This is a genomic window from Bradyrhizobium sp. BRP56, assembly GCF_020194035.1.
Lineage (GTDB): Bacteria > Pseudomonadota > Alphaproteobacteria > Rhizobiales > Xanthobacteraceae > Bradyrhizobium > Bradyrhizobium australafricanum.
This window is the reverse complement of sequence record NZ_JADYVV010000012.1, coordinates 88,282-108,310: the sequence shown is the minus strand read 5'-3', so window position 1 is coordinate 108,310 and position 20,029 is coordinate 88,282. Positions and strand designations below refer to the sequence as shown.

The 20,029-nt window shown below is 65.0% G+C and carries 16 protein-coding genes; 12 read left to right on the top strand and 4 right to left on the bottom strand.

The annotated features are described in order from the left end of the window. Positions 1–91 precede the first annotated feature (91 nt). The 4 genes from I6F38_RS11415 (at position 92) to I6F38_RS11400 (ending at position 3,722) form a co-directional block, all read left to right on the top strand. Complete coding sequence (locus I6F38_RS11415; protein ID WP_346657109.1) at positions 92–562, top strand: copper chaperone PCu(A)C; 471 nt, start codon at positions 92–94, stop codon at positions 560–562. A gap of 135 nt (positions 563–697) precedes the next feature. Further along, positions 698–2,470, top strand: coding sequence for a PQQ-dependent dehydrogenase, methanol/ethanol family (locus tag I6F38_RS11410; protein WP_129965109.1), 1,773 nt, complete (start codon positions 698–700; stop codon positions 2,468–2,470). A gap of 86 nt (positions 2,471–2,556) precedes the next feature. After that, the gene (locus tag I6F38_RS11405; protein ID WP_225160363.1) at positions 2,557–3,099 is read left to right on the top strand and encodes a c-type cytochrome; all 543 of its coding nucleotides are present in this window, start codon (positions 2,557–2,559) and stop codon (positions 3,097–3,099) included. Beyond that, the gene (locus tag I6F38_RS11400) at positions 3,096–3,722 is read left to right on the top strand and encodes a hypothetical protein (RefSeq protein WP_225160362.1); all 627 of its coding nucleotides are present in this window, start codon (positions 3,096–3,098) and stop codon (positions 3,720–3,722) included. Before I6F38_RS11405 ends, I6F38_RS11400 begins: the two co-directional genes overlap by 4 nt. Positions 3,723–3,884: 162 nt before the next feature. On the opposite strand, the gene I6F38_RS11395 is transcribed toward I6F38_RS11400, so the two are convergent. Together I6F38_RS11395 and I6F38_RS11390 are read right to left on the bottom strand one after the other, a co-directional pair. Then, positions 3,885–5,558, bottom strand: coding sequence for a bifunctional protein-serine/threonine kinase/phosphatase (locus tag I6F38_RS11395; RefSeq protein ID WP_225160361.1), 1,674 nt, complete (start codon positions 5,556–5,558; stop codon positions 3,885–3,887). A gap of 63 nt (positions 5,559–5,621) precedes the next feature. Continuing rightward, complete coding sequence (locus I6F38_RS11390) at positions 5,622–6,881, bottom strand: MFS transporter (RefSeq protein ID WP_028339346.1); 1,260 nt, start codon at positions 6,879–6,881, stop codon at positions 5,622–5,624. 636 nt (positions 6,882–7,517) lie between these two features. Between I6F38_RS11390 and nirB the strand changes: the two genes are divergently transcribed. The 4 genes from nirB (at position 7,518) to I6F38_RS11370 (ending at position 14,134) form a co-directional block, all read left to right on the top strand. Further along, entirely contained in the window at positions 7,518–9,977 is a 2,460-nt protein-coding gene (gene nirB / locus I6F38_RS11385) for a nitrite reductase large subunit NirB (RefSeq protein ID WP_225160360.1), read from the top strand. Further along, on the top strand, positions 9,974–10,306 hold the full coding sequence (gene nirD, locus I6F38_RS11380; RefSeq protein WP_225160359.1) for a nitrite reductase small subunit NirD: 333 nt from the start codon (positions 9,974–9,976) through the stop codon (positions 10,304–10,306). Before nirB ends, nirD begins: the two co-directional genes overlap by 4 nt. 11 nt (positions 10,307–10,317) lie before the next feature. After that, positions 10,318–12,981, top strand: a complete 2,664-nt coding sequence (locus I6F38_RS11375; RefSeq protein ID WP_225160358.1) for a nitrate reductase — start codon at positions 10,318–10,320, stop codon at positions 12,979–12,981. Positions 12,982–13,078: 97 nt separating this feature from the next. Then, positions 13,079–14,134 carry an amidohydrolase family protein gene (locus tag I6F38_RS11370; protein WP_225160357.1) on the top strand — a complete coding sequence of 352 codons (1,056 nt, stop codon included), beginning with the start codon at positions 13,079–13,081 and terminating at the stop codon, positions 14,132–14,134. Here the strand turns inward: I6F38_RS11370 and I6F38_RS11365 are convergent. Then, on the bottom strand, positions 14,131–14,382 hold the full coding sequence (locus I6F38_RS11365; RefSeq protein ID WP_225160356.1) for a hypothetical protein: 252 nt from the start codon (positions 14,380–14,382) through the stop codon (positions 14,131–14,133). The genes I6F38_RS11370 and I6F38_RS11365 overlap by 4 nt on opposite strands. A gap of 272 nt (positions 14,383–14,654) precedes the next feature. Between I6F38_RS11365 and I6F38_RS11360 the strand changes: the two genes are divergently transcribed. After that, positions 14,655–15,881 (top strand): CaiB/BaiF CoA-transferase family protein, encoded by a 1,227-nt coding sequence (locus I6F38_RS11360; RefSeq protein ID WP_225160355.1) that lies wholly within the window; start codon positions 14,655–14,657, stop codon positions 15,879–15,881. A 243-nt stretch (positions 15,882–16,124) separates the two neighbouring features. Continuing rightward, positions 16,125–16,520 (top strand): Rid family hydrolase, encoded by a 396-nt coding sequence (locus tag I6F38_RS11355; RefSeq protein WP_225160354.1) that lies wholly within the window; start codon positions 16,125–16,127, stop codon positions 16,518–16,520. A 29-nt stretch (positions 16,521–16,549) separates the two neighbouring features. On the opposite strand, the gene I6F38_RS11350 is transcribed toward I6F38_RS11355, so the two are convergent. Further along, a complete protein-coding gene (locus I6F38_RS11350) occupies positions 16,550–17,239 on the bottom strand; it encodes a TetR/AcrR family transcriptional regulator (protein ID WP_225160353.1) in 690 nt (229 codons plus the stop codon). Positions 17,240–17,581: 342 nt separating this feature from the next. On the opposite strand from I6F38_RS11350, the gene I6F38_RS11345 reads away from it, so the two are divergent. Both I6F38_RS11345 and I6F38_RS11340 read left to right on the top strand, forming a co-directional pair. Further along, complete coding sequence (locus I6F38_RS11345) at positions 17,582–18,814, top strand: acyl-CoA dehydrogenase family protein (protein WP_225160352.1); 1,233 nt, start codon at positions 17,582–17,584, stop codon at positions 18,812–18,814. 135 nt (positions 18,815–18,949) lie between these two features. Next, positions 18,950–20,008 carry a phosphotransferase family protein gene (locus I6F38_RS11340; protein WP_018272167.1) on the top strand — a complete coding sequence of 353 codons (1,059 nt, stop codon included), beginning with the start codon at positions 18,950–18,952 and terminating at the stop codon, positions 20,006–20,008. The last annotated feature ends 21 nt before the right edge of the window (positions 20,009–20,029 follow it).

The following is a 20,029-nucleotide window of genomic DNA, read 5'->3' as shown; positions in this document are numbered from 1 at the left end:
ATCGCGTTGATGCAGCGTTCGCGATCTATTGCTGGAAGCGCACGACGAAGCATGAAACAATGCTGCAAAAATCATGTTGGGAGAGAACTTGATGTCGTTCGAGCGGGAGTTGCATTGCGCCGTTGCGTGCCGATCATGGATGGCGTTGCCATTATTCTGCCTGATCAGCACGTTCGGAGTGATGCATAACGCCGCCGCGAACGAGTCCTTGCAGATTGTGGACGCGCGCGTGCCGGCGGTCGACAAAGCGGGCGGGGACCTACCGTTGACGATGACGATCAAGAACGAGGCCGACAGCGCCGATGCGTTGCTTCGTGTCCGCTGCCCAGTTGCGAATTTTTCCGAGCGTCATACTGTGGATCGCGGCGAGGGCGCACCAGCGATGCGCTCGATATCCAATATACCAGTGCCGGCAAAGGCAATGCTCGAGCTGAAGCGTGACGGTTATCACGTCATGCTGCTGCAGATGCGTCAGGCGCTCACGCCGGGCGAGACCTTCAAATGCGCGATCGTTTTTCAGAAAGCAGGCACCATCGAGACGGAGGTACAGGTCCAGAAGTGACCTCACACAAGTGACTCAAGAAGACGGCGGGTGGTGCACAGCCATGCGCCGGGACTCAAGGCTTCTCGCGTGATCGCCCGTGTGTGACGGGCGGTTCGATCAATGAAGAATGCTAGATCCGGAGGAAATGAACTCATGACAAGGTTGAATTGGGTAAAGTCGCATATGCTCGCCGCGGCAGTAGCATCCGCAGCGACCTTCGCGGGCTCTTTCGCGCTCGCCGACGATGTCGGCCAGGACCGTCTGCTCAATGCTGACAAGGAAGCAGGCAACTGGCTGCACCACCACAAGAACTATTCGGCGACGCGCTTCTCGTCGCTGGCCGATATCAACAAGGACAACGTCAAGAACCTCAAGGTCGCCTGGACCATGCATCTCGGCGGCGTCGAGGGCGGCGGAATCTGGTCGCATGGCGGCCTGGAGGGGACGCCGATCGTCGAGAACGGCTTCATGTATGTCACCGACGGCTGGGGTTCGGTCTACAAGATCGATGCGCATGGCGGCAAAGGCGTGCTGCTCTGGAAGATGGATCCGAAGACCGACCATGACTGGGCCGGCGCAGTCGCCTGCTGCGGCGTCGACAACCGCGGCGTCGCATTGTGGGGCAACCTCGTCGTCTCGCACACGCTCGACGGCCGCCTGATCGCGACCAACAAGGAGACCGGGCAGGTCGCCTGGCAGCGCCAGGTCGCCGATCCCGACAAGGGCGAGGTGATCACCGGCGCACCGCTGATCGTCAAGGATATGGCGATCACGGGCGTTGCCGGCGCCGAATACGGCATTCGCGGCTGGATCGCCGCGACCGACCTGAAGAGCCAGAAGGAAGTGTGGCGCACCCACACCATCCCGGGCAAGGACGAGGCCGGTCACGAGACCTGGAAGGACGACAAGGACGCCAAGGCGAGCGGCGGCGGATCGACCTGGGTCACCGGCAGCTTCGACCCCTCGACCAACACCATCGTCTGGGGCGTCGGCAATCCCGGACCGGACTGGGACAACGAGTATCGGCCCGGCGACAATCTCTACACCGACTCCTCGCTTGGTCTCGATGCCGACACCGGCAAGATCAAGTGGCACTACCAGCACACGCCGAACGATCCCTACGACTATGACAGCGTGGCGGAGAACGTGCTGGTCGACGTCCCCGGTCCGAACAACACGACGCAGAAGCTCGCGCTCGAGGCCGACCGCAACGGCTTTGCCTATGCGATCGACCGCAACAGCGGCAAGTTCATCTGGGGGCTGCCGTTCGTCAAGAAGGTGACCTGGACCAAGGGTCTCGACCCCGAATCCGGCAAGCCGGTGGAGTATGATCCGAAGCAGGGCGTGCAGCGCTACAACGCGGCGGTGACGCCAAGCCGGACCAACAAGGTGACGGACATCTGCCCCGGCAACATGGGCGGCAAGAACTGGCCGCCGACCGCGTACAATCCGAACCTGAAGCTCTGGTACATCCCGGTGATCGAGAGCTGCAACCGGATCACGGTCGAGGAGACGACGCCGGACAAGTTGAAGAAGCGTGAGTTCTTCACGGGCGGCGGACCGAGCCAGCCGGTCAAGATCACCGGCAGCGTCACCGCGATCGACGTTACCACCGGCAAGGTGGCAGGGAAGGCGGAGACCGAATTCCCGAACCTCGGCGGCATCCTGGCGACGCCCGACCTCGTGTTCTCCGGACAGCCGTCCGGCGAGGTGATCGCCTACGACGCGAAATCGCTGCAGCAACTCTGGCAGTTCAACACCGGCGGCGGCGTCAATGCGCCTCCGATGACGTTCTCGGTGGATGGCAAGCAGTATGTCGCGATCCTGGTCGGCCTCGGCGGTGCCTGGGACAAGTGGTTCATCGATGCCACGCCCGAGCTGAAGCGGATGCAGCCGGGCTCGATGCTCTACGTGTTCGCCCTTTGACGTCGCAAGCGCGGGAGGCCTCTCACCGAGGCCTCCCGCGTCGATTTGGCCGAGAAAGACAAGAAAAAAGACAAGAAACAAGACAAATGAAAAAAATATCGCTGGTTGGCGCGTGGCTCGGCTACGCGCTGGTGATGGGATTTATCGGTACCGCGCAAGCGCAGTCGGCAAGCGATCCGACCGATGCGGGCAAGGCGGTGTTCAAGCGCGGCAATTGCGTCGGCTGCCACAAATGGCATGGCAATGGTGGCGGCGGCTATGGCGGCGACGCGCTGTCGCTGCGCAAGACCGAGCTGACCCGCGAGCAGATCATCGAGACCGTGACGTGCGGGCGGCCGGGCACCGGCATGCCGTTCTTCGTGCGCGGCTCCTACGACACCACGAAATGCTACGAGATGACTCGGCAGGACGTCGCGGACCGCATGCCGCCCGAAGCGAATGTGTTCCTGCGGCCGAACGAGATCGAGGCCGTCGCCGACTACGTGCTCGCCCGCGTCAAGGGCAAGGGCGAGCCGACCTACGATGAATGCATCGCGTTTTTCGGCGATGGCTCGCGGGTCTGCAACATCTACAAGGAGGCCGGCCACGCCGCCGCGCCGTCCGACCAGAGCGAGAAGGCAAAGCCATGAGCAAGCAAGGATCGGCAATCCGTGGCTTGGTCTTCGCTGTGACAGTCACGGCAGCGGTGCCGGCGATGGCGACCGCGGGAGACCTGCGCGACATCAGCGTCGGAATGACGATCAGCAGCGTACCGGACGCGGGCTACATCAACCTGACCTGCGTCGGCGAGAAGACCCACAGACTGGCCGACTGGGCGCAGTGGCAGGCTTGCCAGGCCGGACCGGACCAGCTGCGCGGCATCCGCTTCGAGTACGATCGCGAGAGCGGGCGGGAAGGCACCATGGTCGGCGGCCATCCCGCGATCCTCACCGTCATGATCGACAAGGACGCCAAGATCGCGGCGCTGATGATCGAGACCGATCCGAAGGCGCGGCTCTATCTGCGCAAGAAGGCCTTCCTGCTCGGCCTGCAGGCGAGGTCGCGCTATGGCGAGGACGGCTGGACCTGTTCCAAGGCACAGCCGGGCGCCGACAAGCAGGAGGTCGGCGGCGTATTTGTCGACGAGAAATGCACCAAGACGATCGACGGCCGCACGGTCGAGATCGAGCGCCATCTCTACCGCGAGCCGAACAAGGAACTCAAGGACATGACCGACGAGACCCGGATCACGATCCGCCGCGCCGGGTCCTGAGCTGCAAACTGAAATAGCCAAATTTCAGCTGCCTAACTGATCTAAGATGACTCTCTTTGTTTTCGTCATGGCCGGGCTTGTCCCGGCCATCCACGTCTTTTCTTACGCGATTGCAGCGAAGACGTGGATGCCCGGCACAAGGCCGGGCATGACGGAGCTAGTCTAATGCCGAGCCAGCAGCACGACGACGATCAGGGCCAGGATCGCGCACAGCACCTTCCAGAAGGTCACGGGATCGCGGTCGTGCAGCGATTTGCGGGTGGTGACGGCGGGGCCGGCCCAGGTCGCGCCGTTTTCCAGTTCGTGTGCGAACTCGATGGCATCGCCGAAGCGTTGCGCCGGGTCGACGCTGAGCGCCTTGCCGATCACCGCGTCGAGCCAGGCCGGCAGGTCCGGCCGGTAGCGCGATAGCGGCGCCGGCTTGCCGAAGCGAGGCCGCGAGAACGGTTCGATCTCGCCGAACGGATAGTTCGCGGTGAACATGCGATAGACCGTGACGCCGAGCGCGAACAGGTCGGAGGCCTCGTCACCGGCCTTGCCGCCGAACAGTTCGGGCGCCATGTAGCTCGCGGTGCCCGGAATGTCCTCGGCGGGAAAATCCTCCAGCAGCGGCACCCGCGCGACGCCGAGGTCGACAAGGCGCAACCCGCCGTCCTTCAGCAAGATCACGTTGTCCGGCTTGATGTCGCGATGGATGATGCCGGCGCGGTGCAGCGCGGTGACCGCGCGCACCAGCTTGGTTGCGATCGCGATGCCGTCGGTGAGCGACAGCCGCGGCGCGCGGCCAAGCCGCTGCTCGAGCGTTTCGCCCTCGTAGAGCGGCATCGCCGAATAGAGCCTGGTCTGCCGCTCCGCCGGCACCTCGATGATTTCGCCGATCCAGAGGCTGCGCACACGCGCGGCGACCCAGGCCTCGCGCACGAAGGCGAGGCGGTAGGAGCCTTCGCTCGCGACCCGTGGATGCGGAAACTTCAGCACCACTTCGCGGCCGGCGCGCTTGTCGATCGCCTTGAACAGGCGGCTGTAGCGCCCGTCGGACAAGACGTCGCCGAGGCTGAAATCGTCGATCGTATCGCCGGTCACCGGCAAATCGAGGATCGGCAGCGTCGCGATCGCGTGGGTGAGATCGTCGCGGTCCGCCGGCGGCAGGTCGACGACGTCGAGCACCAGCGCGGTCGTGTTGTCGCTGCTGCCGGCCGCGAGGGCGGCATCGACGATGCTGCGCGCCGATTTGTCCGGCGGCGTGCGTTCCTCCAGCAATTGCTGGAGGCGTAAATCGCCGAGCGCGCCGTGAACCCCGTCGCTGCAGATCAGGAGACGGTCGTGCTGCCGGAGCCCGAGGGACGTGTAGTCGAAGCGGGCGAATTCCTCGAAACCGATGGCCCGGTTCAGCATGTGGGCGAGGTCGCCGCGCCCGGCGATATGATCCTGCGTCAGGCGTTCCAGCCGGCCGTCGCTCAGGCGATAGACACGGGTGTCGCCGATATGGATCACATGGCATTGCCGCCGCGACAGGATGATCGAGGAGAACGCGCAGGCCATGCCGCTGCGCGCGGCATCGACGCGGCCCTGGCCGTAGATCCAGCTGTTGGCGGCTTCCAGCGCCCGCGCGGCGCGGCGGCGGACGCCGAGCGTCTCGGGCAGCGAATAATAGGCGTCGATGAAGCTGCGGACCGCGACCTCCGCGGCCTCGCGTCCGCCCTTGTGGCCGCCGACGCCGTCGGCGACCGCGGCGACGACGTCGCGGTGAACCGCACCCGGCTGGCCGAGGCAGGCCGCGACATAGTCCTCATTGGCGGCGCGCTTGCCGGTCTCGCTGGCGAAGCCGACGCGCACCCCCAAGTCCCGTTGCGAACCGTTCGCCACGTCCGAGCCCCGTCACGTTGCGGAGCGGAGTCCTCAGACGCGCGCTCCCGACACCGCGCCCCAGGTGGTGCGCCAGCGGACCTTGACCATGGCAAGTCCGATGAAGCCAAGCAACGCCAGCCCGCCGAAGAACAGGAAGCCCGCCCCGAATCCGCCGGTCATGCCCTTGGCGAAGCCGAGCGTCTGGGCAAGGAAGAAGCCGCCGATGCCGCCGGCGCAGCCGACCAGCCCGGTCATCAGGCCGATCTCGTGACGGAAGCGCAGCGGGATTAGCTGGAACACCGCGCCGTTGCCCATGCCGAGCGCCAGCACGCCGATCGAGAACAGCAGCACCGAGATCCAGGCGATGCGCGGCAGTTCCGTCAACGCCCAGCCGGCCTGCGTCGGCGCCGTCGGGCCCTCCGGCATGAAGGCGATGACGAGATAGGCGGCGACCACGACACCGAACAGGATCGACAGCGAACGAATGCCGCCGATCCGATCGGCGATCATGCCGCCGACGGGACGGAACCCCGAGCCGAACGCGACGATCAGCGCGACCAGCATGCCGGCCGCGACGCCGGAGACATGATACTGCACGGTGAAATAGAGCGGCAGCGCGTTGGCAAGGCCGACGAAGCCGCCGAAGGTGATGAAGTAGAAGAACATGAACCAGCGGCTGTCGGAATCCTTCAGCAGCGCGCCGTAAGCCTGCAGCGAGACCTTCTTGCGCTCGCCCGGCGCGTCCTTGGCTGCAAACGCGTAATAGGCGAGCACCATCAGCATCGGAATAAGCAGGCAACCGAACACGGCCTGCCAGCCCCAATGCTCGGCAATGGTCGGCGCAAGCAGGGTGTCGAGCACGACGCCCATATTGCCGGCACCGGCAATCCCCATCACCACGCCCTGATATTGCGGCGGATACCAGCGGCTCGCCTGGGGCAGGGCGACGGCAAACGAGGCGCCGCCGACGCCGAGCGCAAGCCCGAACAGCTCGATCGCGAGCTTGCTGGTCAGGCCGAAATGCCACACCGCAGCGGTCGCGGCGATCACGACGAGCTGGGCGATGATGCCGGTGCGCTTGGCGCCGATGATGTCGGCGAGAATGCCCATCGGCACACGCAGCAGCGCGCCGGCGAGCACGGGAATGGCAACGAGGGTGAACTTCTCGTTCACGGCCAGATTCATGTCTCTCGCGATGTAGACGATCAGCGGTCCAAGCGCGACCCACGCCATGAAACTGATGTCGAAGTACAGGAACGCGGCAAGCAGTGTCGGCCAGTGACCTGCCTTCTTGAACTCGGCTAGCTTCATCGCAAGCATCTCGCGTTGATGCGGCGGAGGCAGCCGCAAAAGCGCGGCCATCTCAGGCGCAGACAAATGGAATGTTGGTGAATGGTGAGTGCGCTCGTCGTTGAGACGCACTCCGTCAACAGTTGTGGTCAGCAATTACCGTGCCATCGATCCGGTCGCGTCGCTTTGCCGTGTAGTCGCAAGACGTTGCCGCGCACGCGCGAACAGCGTTCCGCCGGCGCGCGTGGCGTGGCTTGCGGCAAGTGCCGCCGCGCAAACGTGCACGCTGGTGCTTTTTTGTGCGATGCGACAAGCCCGTGCGATCGCGCATCAAATGCGATTTCGCGATCGCCATCGCGGCCCGCGATGCTGTGATGCACAAGAGATCATCGGCGTGGCTAAAATTTCGGCCGGCTGTCGGCGCGGAGCGCGACCTGGCGGATTTTGATCGGCCGGAAACGTGTTGATTTTGCAGCCGGATTCGCCCGCCACGGGTTGGCACGCGTTTTGAATATCAATCAATAACGGAACATCGGTCGTCATCGAAGACGGTCTGCGCCCGCGGCTGGGCTTCCTACAACTCCAAACCTTTATCGGTGCCCATCAACGACGCACGCCGCGTCGCTGCGCAGCGCCGTCGGAATTGAAAGGCGGACCATGCTCGACAAAGTGACCAAGCAAAAGCTCGTGGTGATCGGCAACGGGATGGCCGGCATCCGGACGGTCGAGGCGCTGCTGGAGCGCGCGCCCGATCTCTACGACATCACGGTGTTCGGCTCCGAGCCCTACGGCAATTACAACCGCATCCTGCTGTCGCCGGTGCTCGCCGGCGAGAAGACCGTCGACGACATCATGCTCAACACCGTCGACTGGTACGAGGACAACAACATCACGCTGCGCAAGGGCGAGACGATCACCATGATCGATCGCCGGACCTGCGAAGTCGTCACCGAGGCCGGCGAGCGGGTGCCCTATGACCGCCTGCTGATCGCGACGGGCTCAAACCCGATCATGCTGCCGCTGCCGGGCAAGGAACTGCCGGGCGTGATCGGCTTCCGCGACATCTATGACGTCGATCGCATGATCAAGGCTTCGACCGACTATCGCAACGCGGTCGTGATCGGCGGCGGCCTGCTCGGCCTCGAGGCCGCCAACGGGCTGATGAAGCGCGGCATGAACGTCACGGTCGTGCATCTGCTCGACACGCTGATGGAGCGTCAGCTCGATCCGGTGGCCGGCGGCCTCCTGCGCAAATCGCTGGAAGAGCGCGGCATGGTGTTCAAGATGCCCGCACAAACGCAGGCGATCCTGGGCGAGGACCGCGTCACAGGCGTGCGGTTCGGCGATGGCACCGAGCTGCCGGCCGATCTCGTGGTGATGGCGGTCGGCATCCGCCCGAATTTCGAGCTCGCCAAGAAGGCCGGGCTCTACTGCGAGCGCGGCATCGTCGTCTCCGACACCATGCAGACCTATGACGGCCGCATCTACGCGGTCGGCGAGTGCGTGCAGCACCGCCGCCAGACCTACGGTCTCGTCGCGCCGCTGTTCGACCAGGCCAGGGTCTGCGCCAACCACCTCGCGATGAAGGGGTTTGCCACCTATGACGGCTCGGTCACCTCGACCAAGCTGAAGGTCACCGGCATCGACCTGTTCTCCGCCGGCGACTTCGCGCCGGGGCCGGACAAGGAGGAGATCGTGCTGCAGGACGCCAACCGCGGCGTCTACAAGCGCATCATCCTGAAGGACAAGAAGATCGTCGGCGCCGTACTCTATGGCGACACCATCGACGGCCCCTGGTACTTCCAGCATCTGCGTGACGGCACCGACGTCTCGCATATGCGCGAGCGCCTGGTGTTCGGCGCCGCCAATCTCGGCGATGGCGGCGTCAGCGGCCAGAGCTCGGTTGCCGCGATGAGCGACGAGACCGAGATCTGCGGCTGCAACGGCGTCTGCAAGGGTGCCATCGTCAAGGCGATCAGCGAGAAGAAGCTGTTCACGCTCGACGACGTCCGCGCCCATACCAAGGCATCGTCGTCCTGCGGCTCCTGCACCGGCCTCGTCGAGCAGGTGCTGGCGTTCACGCTCGGCGGCGACTATTCGGCGGCCCCGAAGGTCAAGCCGCTGTGCAAATGCACCGATCACAGCCACGACGACGTTCGCCGCGTGATCGTCGAGCAGCAGCTCAAGACCATTCCCGCGGTCATGCGCTTCATGGAGTGGAAGACGCTAAACGGCTGCCACTCCTGCCGTCCGGCGCTGAATTACTATCTGCTCGCGACCTGGCCCGGCGAATATCGCGACGACCAGCAGTCGCGCTTCATCAACGAGCGCGTCCACGCCAACATCCAGAAGGACGGCACCTATTCGGTGGTGCCGCGGATGTGGGGCGGCGTCACCACGCCGAGCGAGTTGCGCGCGATCGCCGACGTCGCCGAGAAGTTCAACATCCCGACGGTGAAGGTCACCGGCGGCCAGCGCATCGACCTGCTCGGCGTCAAGAAGGAGGACCTGCCGGCGGTGTGGGCCGACCTCAACGACGCCGGTATGGTGTCGGGCCACGCTTACGCCAAGGGCCTGCGCACGGTGAAGACCTGCGTCGGCTCGGAATGGTGCCGCTTCGGCACCCAGGATTCCACCGGCCTCGGCGTCAAGCTGGAGAAGTTCATGTGGGGCTCGTGGACGCCGGCCAAGGTCAAGCTCGGCGTCTCCGGCTGCCCGCGCAACTGTGCGGAGGCGACCTGCAAGGACGTCGGTGTGGTCTGCGTCGATTCCGGTTACGAGATCCATTTCGCCGGTGCCGCCGGACTGCACATCAAGGGCACCGAGTTCCTGACCAAGGTCGAGACCGAGGACGAATGCCTCGAGGTGATCGTGGCACTGACCCAGCTCTACCGCGAGGAGGGCTGGTATCTCGAGCGCATGTACAAATGGTGCGACCGCGTCGGTCTCGAGCAGATCAGGAAGCGGGTGGTCGATGACGTTGCGAACCGCAAGGCGCTGTTCGCTCGCTTTGCCTATTCACAGCAGTTCGCGCAGACCGATCCGTGGGCCGAGCGTGCCAGCCGCGGCGTCGACCGCAACGAGTTCGCGCCTCTCGCCGAATTGGAGCTCGCATGACCCAGTGGATCGAAATCGGCGCATTGGCCGACATTCCGCGGCTCGGCTCGCGCGTGGTGCGCACGCCGGGCGGCAACATCGCGGTGTTCCGGACCGAGAGCGACGAGGTGTTCGCGCTCGACGACCGCTGCCCGCACAAGGGCGGGCCGCTGTCGCAGGGCATCGTGCACAACAAGCGCGTGACCTGTCCGCTGCATAACTTCGTCATCGAGCTGGCGAGCGGGCAGGCGGTCGCGCCCGACGAAGGCTGTACCCATACCCATCCGGCCAAGGTCGAGAACGGCGTTGTCTGGCTGTCGGTGCGGCAGGCGGCGGCGGCGGTGAGCTGAGCGGTCAGGCAATGTCCGTCAAGACCACGTGTCCCTATTGCGGTGTCGGCTGTGGCGTCATCGCGTCGAAGGACGCGGCGGGCGCCGTCCAGGTCGAGGGCGACAGGCAGCATCCGGCCAATTTCGGCCGGCTCTGCAGCAAGGGCTCGGCGCTCGCCGAGACCATCGATCTCGATGGGCGTCTGCTCGAGCCGATGGTGGACGGCGCGCCGGCGGCGTGGGACGACGCGCTCGATCGTGTCGCCGATGGCTTTAGCAGGATCATACGCGAGCACGGGCCCGACGCGGTCGCGTTCTATGTCTCCGGCCAGCTGCTGACCGAGGACTATTACGTCATCAACAAGCTCGCCAAGGGCTTCGTCGGCACCGCCAATATCGACACCAATTCGCGGCTCTGCATGGCCTCCAGTGTCGCCGGGCACAAGCGCGCGTTCGGCAGCGACACCGTGCCGGGCTGCTACGAGGATCTCGAGCAGGCGGACTTGCTCGTGCTGGTCGGCTCCAACGCCGCCTGGTGCCATCCGATCCTGCACCAGCGCATGCTGGCGGCGAAGGAGAAGAATCCGGCGTGCAAGATCGTGGTGATCGATCCACGCCGCACCGCAACCTGCGAGGGCGCCGATCTGCATCTGCCGCTGCGCTCGGGCAGCGATTCCGTGCTGTTCAACGGCCTGTTCGCCTTCCTCGCCGGCAGCAACGCGGTCGACCGCGGCTTTGTCGGCAATTGCACGACGGGTGTCGTCGACGCGCTCAAGCAGGTCGGCGGCCTGACCGTGGCGCAGACCGCGGCGATCTGCGGGCTGACCGAAGGCGCGGTCGGGCTGTTCTTCGACTGGTTCACCCGGACCGAGCGCGTCGTCACGCTGTATTCGCAAGGCATTAACCAGTCGTCGAGCGGCGTCGACAAGGTCAACGCCATCATCAACTGCCATCTGTTGACCGGGCGCATCGGCCGTCCCGGCATGGGGCCGTTCTCGCTGACCGGGCAGCCCAACGCGATGGGCGGCCGCGAGGTCGGCGGGCTCGCCAACCAGCTCGCCGCGCATATGGAGATCGAGAATCCCGCGCACCGCGCGCTGGTGCAGCGGTTCTGGCGTGCGCCTGTGATCGCGGAGAAGGCCGGTCTGAAGGCGGTCGACATGTTCGACGCGATCGCCGACGGCCGCATCAAGGCGGTGTGGATCATCTCGACCAATCCGGTGGTGAGCCTGCCCGATGCCGATCGCGCGCGCGCCGCGCTCGACGCCTGCGAGCTCGTCGTGGTGACGGATTGCATGCGCGACACCGATACCACGCGCCATGCCGACGTGCTGCTGCCGGCCTTGGCATGGGGCGAGAAGGACGGCACCGTCACCAATTCCGAGCGCCGGATCTCGCGGCAGCGGCCGTTTCTCGCAACGCCGGGCGAGGCGCGCGCCGACTGGCGCATCATCTGCGACGTCGCCGGTCGCATGGGATATTCCGGCTTCGACTATGCCTCGGCCGCCGAGGTGTTCCGCGAGCACGCCGAACTGTCGGGCTTCGAGAATAGCGGCCGGCGCGATTTCGACATCTCGGCGCTGGCGGCGCTGGATGATGACGCCTATGACGCGCTGGCGCCGGTGCAGTGGCCGGTGACGTCAGACCATCCGGCCGGCACGCCGCGGATGTTCGAGAGCCAGCAATTCTTCACGCCGGACCGCAAGGCGCGCTTCGTGCCGGTGGCGCCGCGCGCGGCGCGCAACGCCACCAGCCGCGACTTTCCGCTGGTGCTCAACACCGGCCGCGTGCGCGATCAGTGGCACACCATGACCCGTACCGGCAAAACCGGCCGGCTGCTGGCGCACGTGTTCGAGCCCTATGCCGAGTTTCACCCCGAGGATGCGCGGCAGGCCGGCCTGCAAAACGAGGGACTGGTGCGGCTGACCAGCAGCTGGGGCGAGATGATCGCGCGCGTCGTGGTCAGCGCCGACCAGCGCCGCGGCTGCGTGTTCGTGCCGATGCACTGGAACGAGGAGTTCGCCGGCGAGGGCCGCGTCAACGCGCTGGTCAATCCGGCGGTCGATCCGCTGTCCGGCCAGCCGGAGTCGAAGCACACGCCGGTCAAGGCCGATCCCTACGCGCCGAAATGGCACGCCTTCATCCTGAGCCGCGACGCGATCAGGCGTCCGGCAAGCGGCTATTGGGTTTACGGCAAGGCCGGCGATTGCACGCGGCTCGAACTTGCGCTCGACACTCGCCCGGAGAGCTGGCGCGACTGGGCGCGGGCGCAGCTCGGGCTCGAAGGTGTCGAGATCGAATGGATCGCCTATCGCGATCCGGCCGCGGGCCGCTTCCGCTACGCGGCGGTGCGTGACGGCCGGCTTGAGGGCTGCGTGTTCATCGCTCCCGATCACACGTTGCCGTCGCGTGCGTGGCTGACCGGCCTGTTCGTCGAACAGCAATTGTCGGCCAATGCGCGGATGTCGCTGCTGGCCGGACGGCCGTTCGGCGCGGGCGAGGATGTCGGCCCGATCGTCTGCTCCTGCTTCAGCGTCGGACGGCACCAGATCACCGCCGAGATCAAAAAGGGCGCCGACAGCGTCGATGCGATCGGCCGCTGCCTGAAGGCCGGCACCAATTGCGGCGGCTGCAAGCCCGAGATCGGCAAGCTGATCGGCGCCACCGCGCAGCTGCGGCAGGCGATCGCGTCGTAGGTCGCCGCGCCAGGGCCCAGCCGAGAAATGCGCGATTCAAGATTGTTGCGGCGCAAATTGACCGTGAGCCCTATTTCTACGGCCGCAATTTCCTGATGTGATCTTCAATATTGCGAGCCAGTTTGCGGTGACCCCTGCTGAGGCGCGCCGTGCCGATCACCATCATGTCGTGACCAAAGCCATAGAACAGGAAGGACATTACATGCCTTCACGCCGTCATCTTCTGACCGGCGCCGTCGCGACCGGTGTCGCGCTGTCAATGCAACGTGCCACGGCAGCAGTCGCGCAGCAAAAACGAGTGATCGTCGATTCGCAGGTTCACCTGTGGCCGGCAAGCACTCCGGAGAGACCCTGGCTCCCCGGTGCCAAGCCGCAGCTCCCGGAGCCCTTCACCATCGAGCGAGTCATTCCACTGATGGACGAGGCTGGCGTCGATCGCGTTGTCATCGTTCCGCCAGTGTCGCTTGAAGGTGAGCGCATCGATTATGCCCAGGAGGCAGTCAGACGGTACCCGGGCCGCTTCGCCATCATGGCGCGCGTCGCCCTCGACAAGCCCGACCGCGCGGCACGGCTTGCGACTTGGCGCGACCAGCCCGGCGTACTGGGCGTGAGGTTGAACGTCGGCCCCGGCGAAGCGGCGTGGCTGACAGACGGAACCGCGGACTGGTTCTGGCAGGCGGCGGAGAAGGCCCGCCTGCCGGTGATGTTTCTCACTGAGGGGCAGACGTCGCTGTTCGCCCGCATCGCCGAGCGGCACCCGCAACTTACGCTCATCATCGATCACATGGGCGTCGGCGCGGGACTTCGCCCTCGTCCCGGCTCATCGGAAAACAACATGGTGCCGGAGGCTATCGTCCAGGCGGCCGCGCTCGCGAAATATGCGAATGTATCGGTGAAGTTGTCGTCGGTCCCGCTGATTTCGACTGAGCCATATCCATTCCGCGACGTGATCCCGCACATCCACCGCCTGTTCGACGCCTACGGCCCGGAGCGCTGCCACTGGGGGACCGATCTAACCAACTCATTCGCCCGGGCCACTTACCGGCAGCGCGTGACGCAATTCACGGAGGAGCTTCCGTTCCTCAGCGAAAGCGACAAGGACTGGATCATGGGCCGTGCGATCCTGGCGCGGCTTCGCTGGACGTCGTCCTAGCAGCCGCGGCAGATGCTCTTCAGCTTGCTGTTGAGCAGGCGGTCCTCTTCGTCGGAGGCCGCCTTGGTGTAGGGGTCGTTGCCGTGGCGCTTGTCGTCGGCAAAACTGCCGGCGCCAGTGGCGCCGCCCACGTGCATGCCGTGAACCGCGTGCCCGCCTCCATGGCCGTGGCTGCCGCGCGCGTCCACCGGCGGCATCGCGGCCGCAAGCAGCGTCAGCAGCAACCCGACCGTCGTGATCGTCCGCATGTTTTCCTCCTCGTCGCGGCAAAATACCGCTGACGCTGAGGCAAATCGGTGTCGGCCATCTTCACAATTTCGCGTGGCGGCAATCGGGGCAGGGGCCGGCCGGTTCCGGCCAAATACCGCCGGTGCGCCGCACATAGGCCGCCCGGGGATGGCTTCATGCCGACAATGCAGTGCTCGTCACACCAAAATGGTGTATCGGCAGGCTTGAGCGCGCGCGGGCAGCGGCCCGACGCCACACAATCAAGATATCGTAAGATTTTGGAGGAACGTTCATGTCGGCTCTGCCACTCTCGGGCATCAAGATTCTCGATCTGACGCGGGTGCTCGCGGGCCCGCTGTCGGCCCAGATGCTGGCGGATCTCGGCGCCGAGGTGATCAAGATCGAGCGGCCCGGCGGCGGCGACGACGCCCGCGCTTTCGGCCCGCCCTATCTCGCCGACCCCGAAGGCAAGCAGAACAACAACAACTCGTTCTACCTCTGCGCCAACCGCAACAAGAAGTCGGTCACCGTCAACATCGCCAAGCCGGAAGGGCAGGCGATCATCCGCGAGCTCGCCAAGACGGCCGACGTGATGATGGAGAACTACAAGGTCGGCGACCTCAAGCGCTACGGCCTCGACTACGAGACCATCAAGCAGCTCAACCCCGGCATCATCTATTGCTCGGTCACGGGTTTCGGCCAGACCGGACCTTACGCGCCGCGCGCCGGCTACGACGCGATCCTGCAGGCGATGGGCGGCCTGATGAGCGTCACCGGCCATATCGACGGCGAGCCCGGCGAGGGCCCGATGAAGGTCGGCCCCTCGATCGTCGACTACATGACCGGCATGAACACCTCGATCGGCATCCTCTCGGCGCTCTACCATCGCGACGCCAACAACGGGGAAGGGCAGCACATCGACGTCTGTCTGTTCGACACGGTGATCGCATCGCTGTCGCACTGGCTGCAGATCTACCTCGTCAATGGCAAGACCCCGCCGCGCCGCGGCACTTGGGGCAATGGCGGCATGCCGGCCGGCGTGTTCCGCTGCACTGATGGCGAGCTGATGCTGGTGGTCGGCAATGACGGCCAGTTCCAGCGCACCTGCGCCGTGCTCGGCGAGCCCGAGCTCGCGAACGACAAGCGCTTCGTCAAGAACAACGACCGCGTCGTGCACGGCAAGGAGATCATGGCGATCTTTGCCGGGTTGTTCCTGAAGAAGCCGGTGGCCTATTGGCTGGAGAAGCTCGAGGAGGCCGGCGTGCCGTCCGGCCCGATCAACAATTTCGAGCAGGTGTTCAGCGATCCGCACGTGCAGTCGCGCGGCATGCGGGTCAAGGTCGACCATCCCTTCGAGCCGAACCTGTCGCTGATCCGCAACGCGCTGACCTTCTCCGGCACGCCGATCACCGAATACCGCGCCCCGCCGCTGTTAGGGGCCGACACCAAGGACGTGCTGGCGACCATCGGCTATGACGACGCCAAGGTCGAGGGCCTGAAGGCGCAGGGGATTCTGTAGGCGCTGACTTCGAGGCCGCGGGCCACCGTTCCGTCATCCTGAGGAGCGGCCACTTGGCCGCGTCTCGAAGGATGAACGGCCCGGCTGGTGGCCGTCGATCCTTCGAGACGGCCGCTGCGCGGCCTCCTCAGGATGACGGTTAGACAGTGGAGCCCGCGCAATAACACTTCGATCCATATCGAAACATCATTGACATCCGCCTGCTAGATTGGCGCCATCGATCCCTCATCGAAGGTGCCAATCATGAAACGGGAAGTGGTCCGCGTCGAACCGATCTCGAGCTGGCTGGAGCGCTGGAAGGCGCCGGCGTCGGCGGTCACGCGTGCGGGCAACATGATCTTCGTCTCCGGCCTGCCGCCGTTCGATCCCGCAACCGGCGAGTTCGCCGCCGGCGCGTCGATGGAGCGGCAAAGCGAACTGGTCATGGAGCAGCTCAAGCAATGCCTCGAGGCGGCCGGCGCCACGCTCGACAATGTGATGAAGTGCAACGTGTTCTGCGCCTCGGCAAAGCACTTCACGACCTTCAATGCAGTCTATGCAAGGTACTTCCCGCAGCAGCCGCCGGCGCGGATCTTCGTCTGCATCCCGGAATGGACCGGGCCGTTCGACGTCGAAATCGACTGCATCGCGATGGTGTAAGGGCAGGGCGCCGCAGCGGCGCCCTCGCTTCACAAATCCTGCCGCGTCAGCCGGCCGTGCATCGCGACCGGCCGCGCGGCCGGCCTGCTCGGCACGTCGCCCATCGTCAGCGCCATCACCGAGACCGTGACCACGCGATCGATGATGGCGCGGACGTCGTCGAGGTCGCATTTGCCTTCCGACAGCCGCAGCAGGCGTTCCTTCTCGCGGATGGTGTGATGCGCCATCGCGAGCGCGAAGTGCAGGCCCCAATAGAGCTCGGTGTCGCTGCTGGCCGGCATCGCGCGGCGCATCGCGGCGGCGAACTTGCGCAAATGATCGACCTCGCGATTCTTGATGCGGCGGATCGGCGGCACGGATTCGATCGAGGCGCGGATCATGAAGCGCGCCGCGGTCGAGCCCTCGCGATCCGGCCCGAGGCAGCCGCGCAAGGTGGGGCCGACGAGGGCGCGCATGATGTCCTCGATCGAGGCGCGGCCGCCGCCTTTTTCCTCCGCCGCCCGCAGTTCGTTGAGGCGCTCGCGGTTGGTCTGGATGCTGCGGGTGACGAACAGCTCCGCGATCAATTCGTCCTTGGAGCCGAAATGATAGTTCACCGCAGCGAGGTTGACGTTCGCCTCCGCGACGATGTCGCGCAGCGTGACGTCGCCGAAGCCGCGGTCGGCATAGAGCCGCTCGGCGGCGGCGAGAATGGCGGATCGGGTCTGGTCGCTGGCCATGGCTGAGAGCCTCCGGTCATTCCGGCGCGATGCGCAGCATCGAACCCGGAATCTCGCTCCACAATTTCCGGATTTCGGGTTCAGCCCTGCAGGCTGCCCCGGAATGACGAACGCAAGGTTGCATTTCAAACATTTGTATGAAACTATCGTTTGAACGGTCGGAAATGTCAATCCGCGGATCGCGGGGCAGCATTCTGGCACACCACCGCCGCCCTTCCGCGAACGCCCTTGCGAGCCGCGGAGGCGGGGTCAACAATGTCGGCAAATGGCTACGGCCCAGGTCATCGGCCCAAGTCAGCGGCCCAAGTCAGCGGCCCAAGTCTAGGAAACGAGGAGCGTCCCATGGATTTCACGATGTCGGCCAGGCAGAAGGAATGGCTGGAGCGCGTTCAGGCTTTCATGAAAACGCATGTTCGCCCGGCCGTGCCGATCTACGACAAGCAGGACGCCGAGGGCCCGCGCTGGAAGGTGATCCCGATCCTCGAGGACCTGAAGAAGAAGGCGAAGGCCGAAGGCCTCTGGAACATGTTCATGCCGCCGTCCTCGCATGAGGACGATGAATTCCACGGCGCGGGATTGACCAATCTCGAATACGCGCTTCTGTCGGAGGAGATGGGTCGCATCTCCTGGGCGTCCGAAGTGTTCAACTGCTCCGCCCCCGATACCGGCAACATGGAAGTGTTCATCCGCTACGGCACCAAGGAGCAGAAGCGCAAATGGCTGCGCCCGCTGATGGACGGCGAGATCCGCTCCGCCTTCCTGATGACCGAGCCGGCGGTTGCTTCGTCCGACGCCACCAACATCGAGACCCGGATCGAGAAGGACGGCGATCACTACGTCATCAACGGCCGCAAATGGTGGTCGTCGGGCGTCGGTGATCCCCGCTGCAAGATCGCAATCCTGATGGGCAAGACCGACTTCAACGCCGCCAAGCATCAGCAGCAGTCGCAGATCCTGGTGCCGCTCGACACCCCCGGCATCAAGGTCGAGAAGATGCTGCCGGTGTTCGGCTTCGACGATGCGCCGCACGGCCACGCCCAGGTGCTGCTCGAGAACGTCCGGGTGCCGAAGGAGAACATCCTGCTCGGCGAAGGCCGCGGCTTCGAGATCGCGCAGGGCCGTCTCGGTCCGGGCCGCATCCATCACTGCATGCGCACCATCGGCCAGGCCGAAGAGGCGCTGGAGAAGATGGTGAAGCGGCTCGCCTCGCGCACCGCGTTCGGCAAGAAGATCATCGAGCATTCGGTCTGGGAGCAGCGCATCGGCGACGCCCGCACCGACATCGAGATGAACCGTCTGCTCTGCCTCAAGGCCGCCGACATGATGGACAAGGTCGGCAACAAGACCGCACAGGCCGAGATCGCGATGATCAAGGTCGCAGCTCCCAACATGGCGCTCAAGATCATCGACCAGGCGATCCAGGCCTTTGGCGGCGGCGGCGTCTCCGACGACGCAGGCCTCGCCCGCGCCTATGCCCACATCCGCACGCTCCGTCTCGCCGACGGTCCGGACGAGGTGCACAATCGCGCCATTGCCAGACTTGAACTTCGGAAGTATGCAAACACGTCGCACTGAGCATGATGCGGAACGCATGGCGTTCGCGCGCACATCGTGCTCAGAATGAAAAAGAGAGATCAGGCTGGCGTGCCAGCCTGATTGAGGGAGCGCCCCGACGCGCTCCTTGAAAAATCGAGTTGAGGGAGCGTCATCGTGGCGGACGGCGTCAGGAAAGACGAAGAATTTTCCGGCACAAGGGAAGTCGAGGAGCGCCATCGTATCAACGAGGCCAGTCTCGATGCCTGGATGAGGGAACACGTCGAAGGCTATCAGGGCCCGCTCACGGTCCTGCAGTTCAAGGGTGGCCAGTCCAACCCGACCTACAAGCTCGAGACCCCCGGCCGCAACTATGTGATGCGGCGCAAGCCGTTCGGTAAATTGTTGCCGTCGGCGCATGCGGTCGATCGCGAGTTCCGCGTGATCGCGGCGCTCGGCAAGCAGAATTTCCCGGTTGCGAAAGCCTACGCCCTGTGCACCGACGACGCGGTGATCGGCTCGGCCTTCTACATCATGTCGATGGAAGAGGGGCGGGTGTTCTGGGATCCGACGTTGCCGACCCAGGAGCCCGACGCGCGCCGGAAGATCTTCGCCAGCAAGATCGAGACGCTGGCCAAGCTTCATCTGTTCAATCCCGAGGCGATCGGCCTCGGCGATTTCGGCAAGCCCGGCAATTATTTTGCGCGACAGGTCGATCGCTGGACCAAGCAGTACCGCGCCTCCGAAACCCAGCACATTCCCGAATTCGAGAAGCTCGCCGAGTGGCTGCCGAAAACCGTTCCGGAGCAGAAGCGCGTCTCGATCGTGCATGGCGACTATCGCCTCGACAACATGATCTTCCACGCCACCGAGCCGCGGGTGCAGGCGGTGCTCGACTGGGAATTGTCGACGCTCGGCGATCCCATGGCCGACTTCACCTACCTCTTGATGCAGTGGACCATGCCGGGCCTCGTCAATGCCGACCTCAAGGCATTGAACATTCCGAGCCAGGATGAGGCGGCGCAGATTTACTGCGACGTGACCGGCATCCCGGTGCCGGACCTGAACTGGTATTTCTCCTACAATCTGTTCCGCCTCGCCGGCATCACGCAGGGCATCGCGGGGCGGGTCCGCGACGGCACCGCGTCGAATGCCAAGGCCCTCGAGTCGGCCAAGCGCACCGTGCCGCTGTCGCAGGCGTCATGGGAATACGCGCAGAAGGCCGGCGCAACCTGATCCGAGAATGCGGCGCGATCC

Coding starts and splice junctions, on each gene's coding strand:
- I6F38_RS11415 (WP_346657109.1), top strand. CDS start 92: ATGTCGTTCGAGCGGGAGTTGCATTGCGCCGTTGCGTGCCGATCATGG.
- I6F38_RS11410 (WP_129965109.1), top strand. CDS start 698: ATGACAAGGTTGAATTGGGTAAAGTCGCATATGCTCGCCGCGGCAGTA.
- I6F38_RS11405 (WP_225160363.1), top strand. CDS start 2,557: ATGAAAAAAATATCGCTGGTTGGCGCGTGGCTCGGCTACGCGCTGGTG.
- I6F38_RS11400 (WP_225160362.1), top strand. CDS start 3,096: ATGAGCAAGCAAGGATCGGCAATCCGTGGCTTGGTCTTCGCTGTGACA.
- I6F38_RS11390 (WP_028339346.1), bottom strand. CDS start 6,881: ATGAAGCTAGCCGAGTTCAAGAAGGCAGGTCACTGGCCGACACTGCTT.
- nirB (WP_225160360.1), top strand. CDS start 7,518: ATGCTCGACAAAGTGACCAAGCAAAAGCTCGTGGTGATCGGCAACGGG.
- nirD (WP_225160359.1), top strand. CDS start 9,974: ATGACCCAGTGGATCGAAATCGGCGCATTGGCCGACATTCCGCGGCTC.
- I6F38_RS11375 (WP_225160358.1), top strand. CDS start 10,318: ATGTCCGTCAAGACCACGTGTCCCTATTGCGGTGTCGGCTGTGGCGTC.
- I6F38_RS11365 (WP_225160356.1), bottom strand. CDS start 14,382: ATGCGGACGATCACGACGGTCGGGTTGCTGCTGACGCTGCTTGCGGCC.
- I6F38_RS11360 (WP_225160355.1), top strand. CDS start 14,655: ATGTCGGCTCTGCCACTCTCGGGCATCAAGATTCTCGATCTGACGCGG.
- I6F38_RS11355 (WP_225160354.1), top strand. CDS start 16,125: ATGAAACGGGAAGTGGTCCGCGTCGAACCGATCTCGAGCTGGCTGGAG.
- I6F38_RS11350 (WP_225160353.1), bottom strand. CDS start 17,239: ATGGCCAGCGACCAGACCCGATCCGCCATTCTCGCCGCCGCCGAGCGG.
- I6F38_RS11345 (WP_225160352.1), top strand. CDS start 17,582: ATGGATTTCACGATGTCGGCCAGGCAGAAGGAATGGCTGGAGCGCGTT.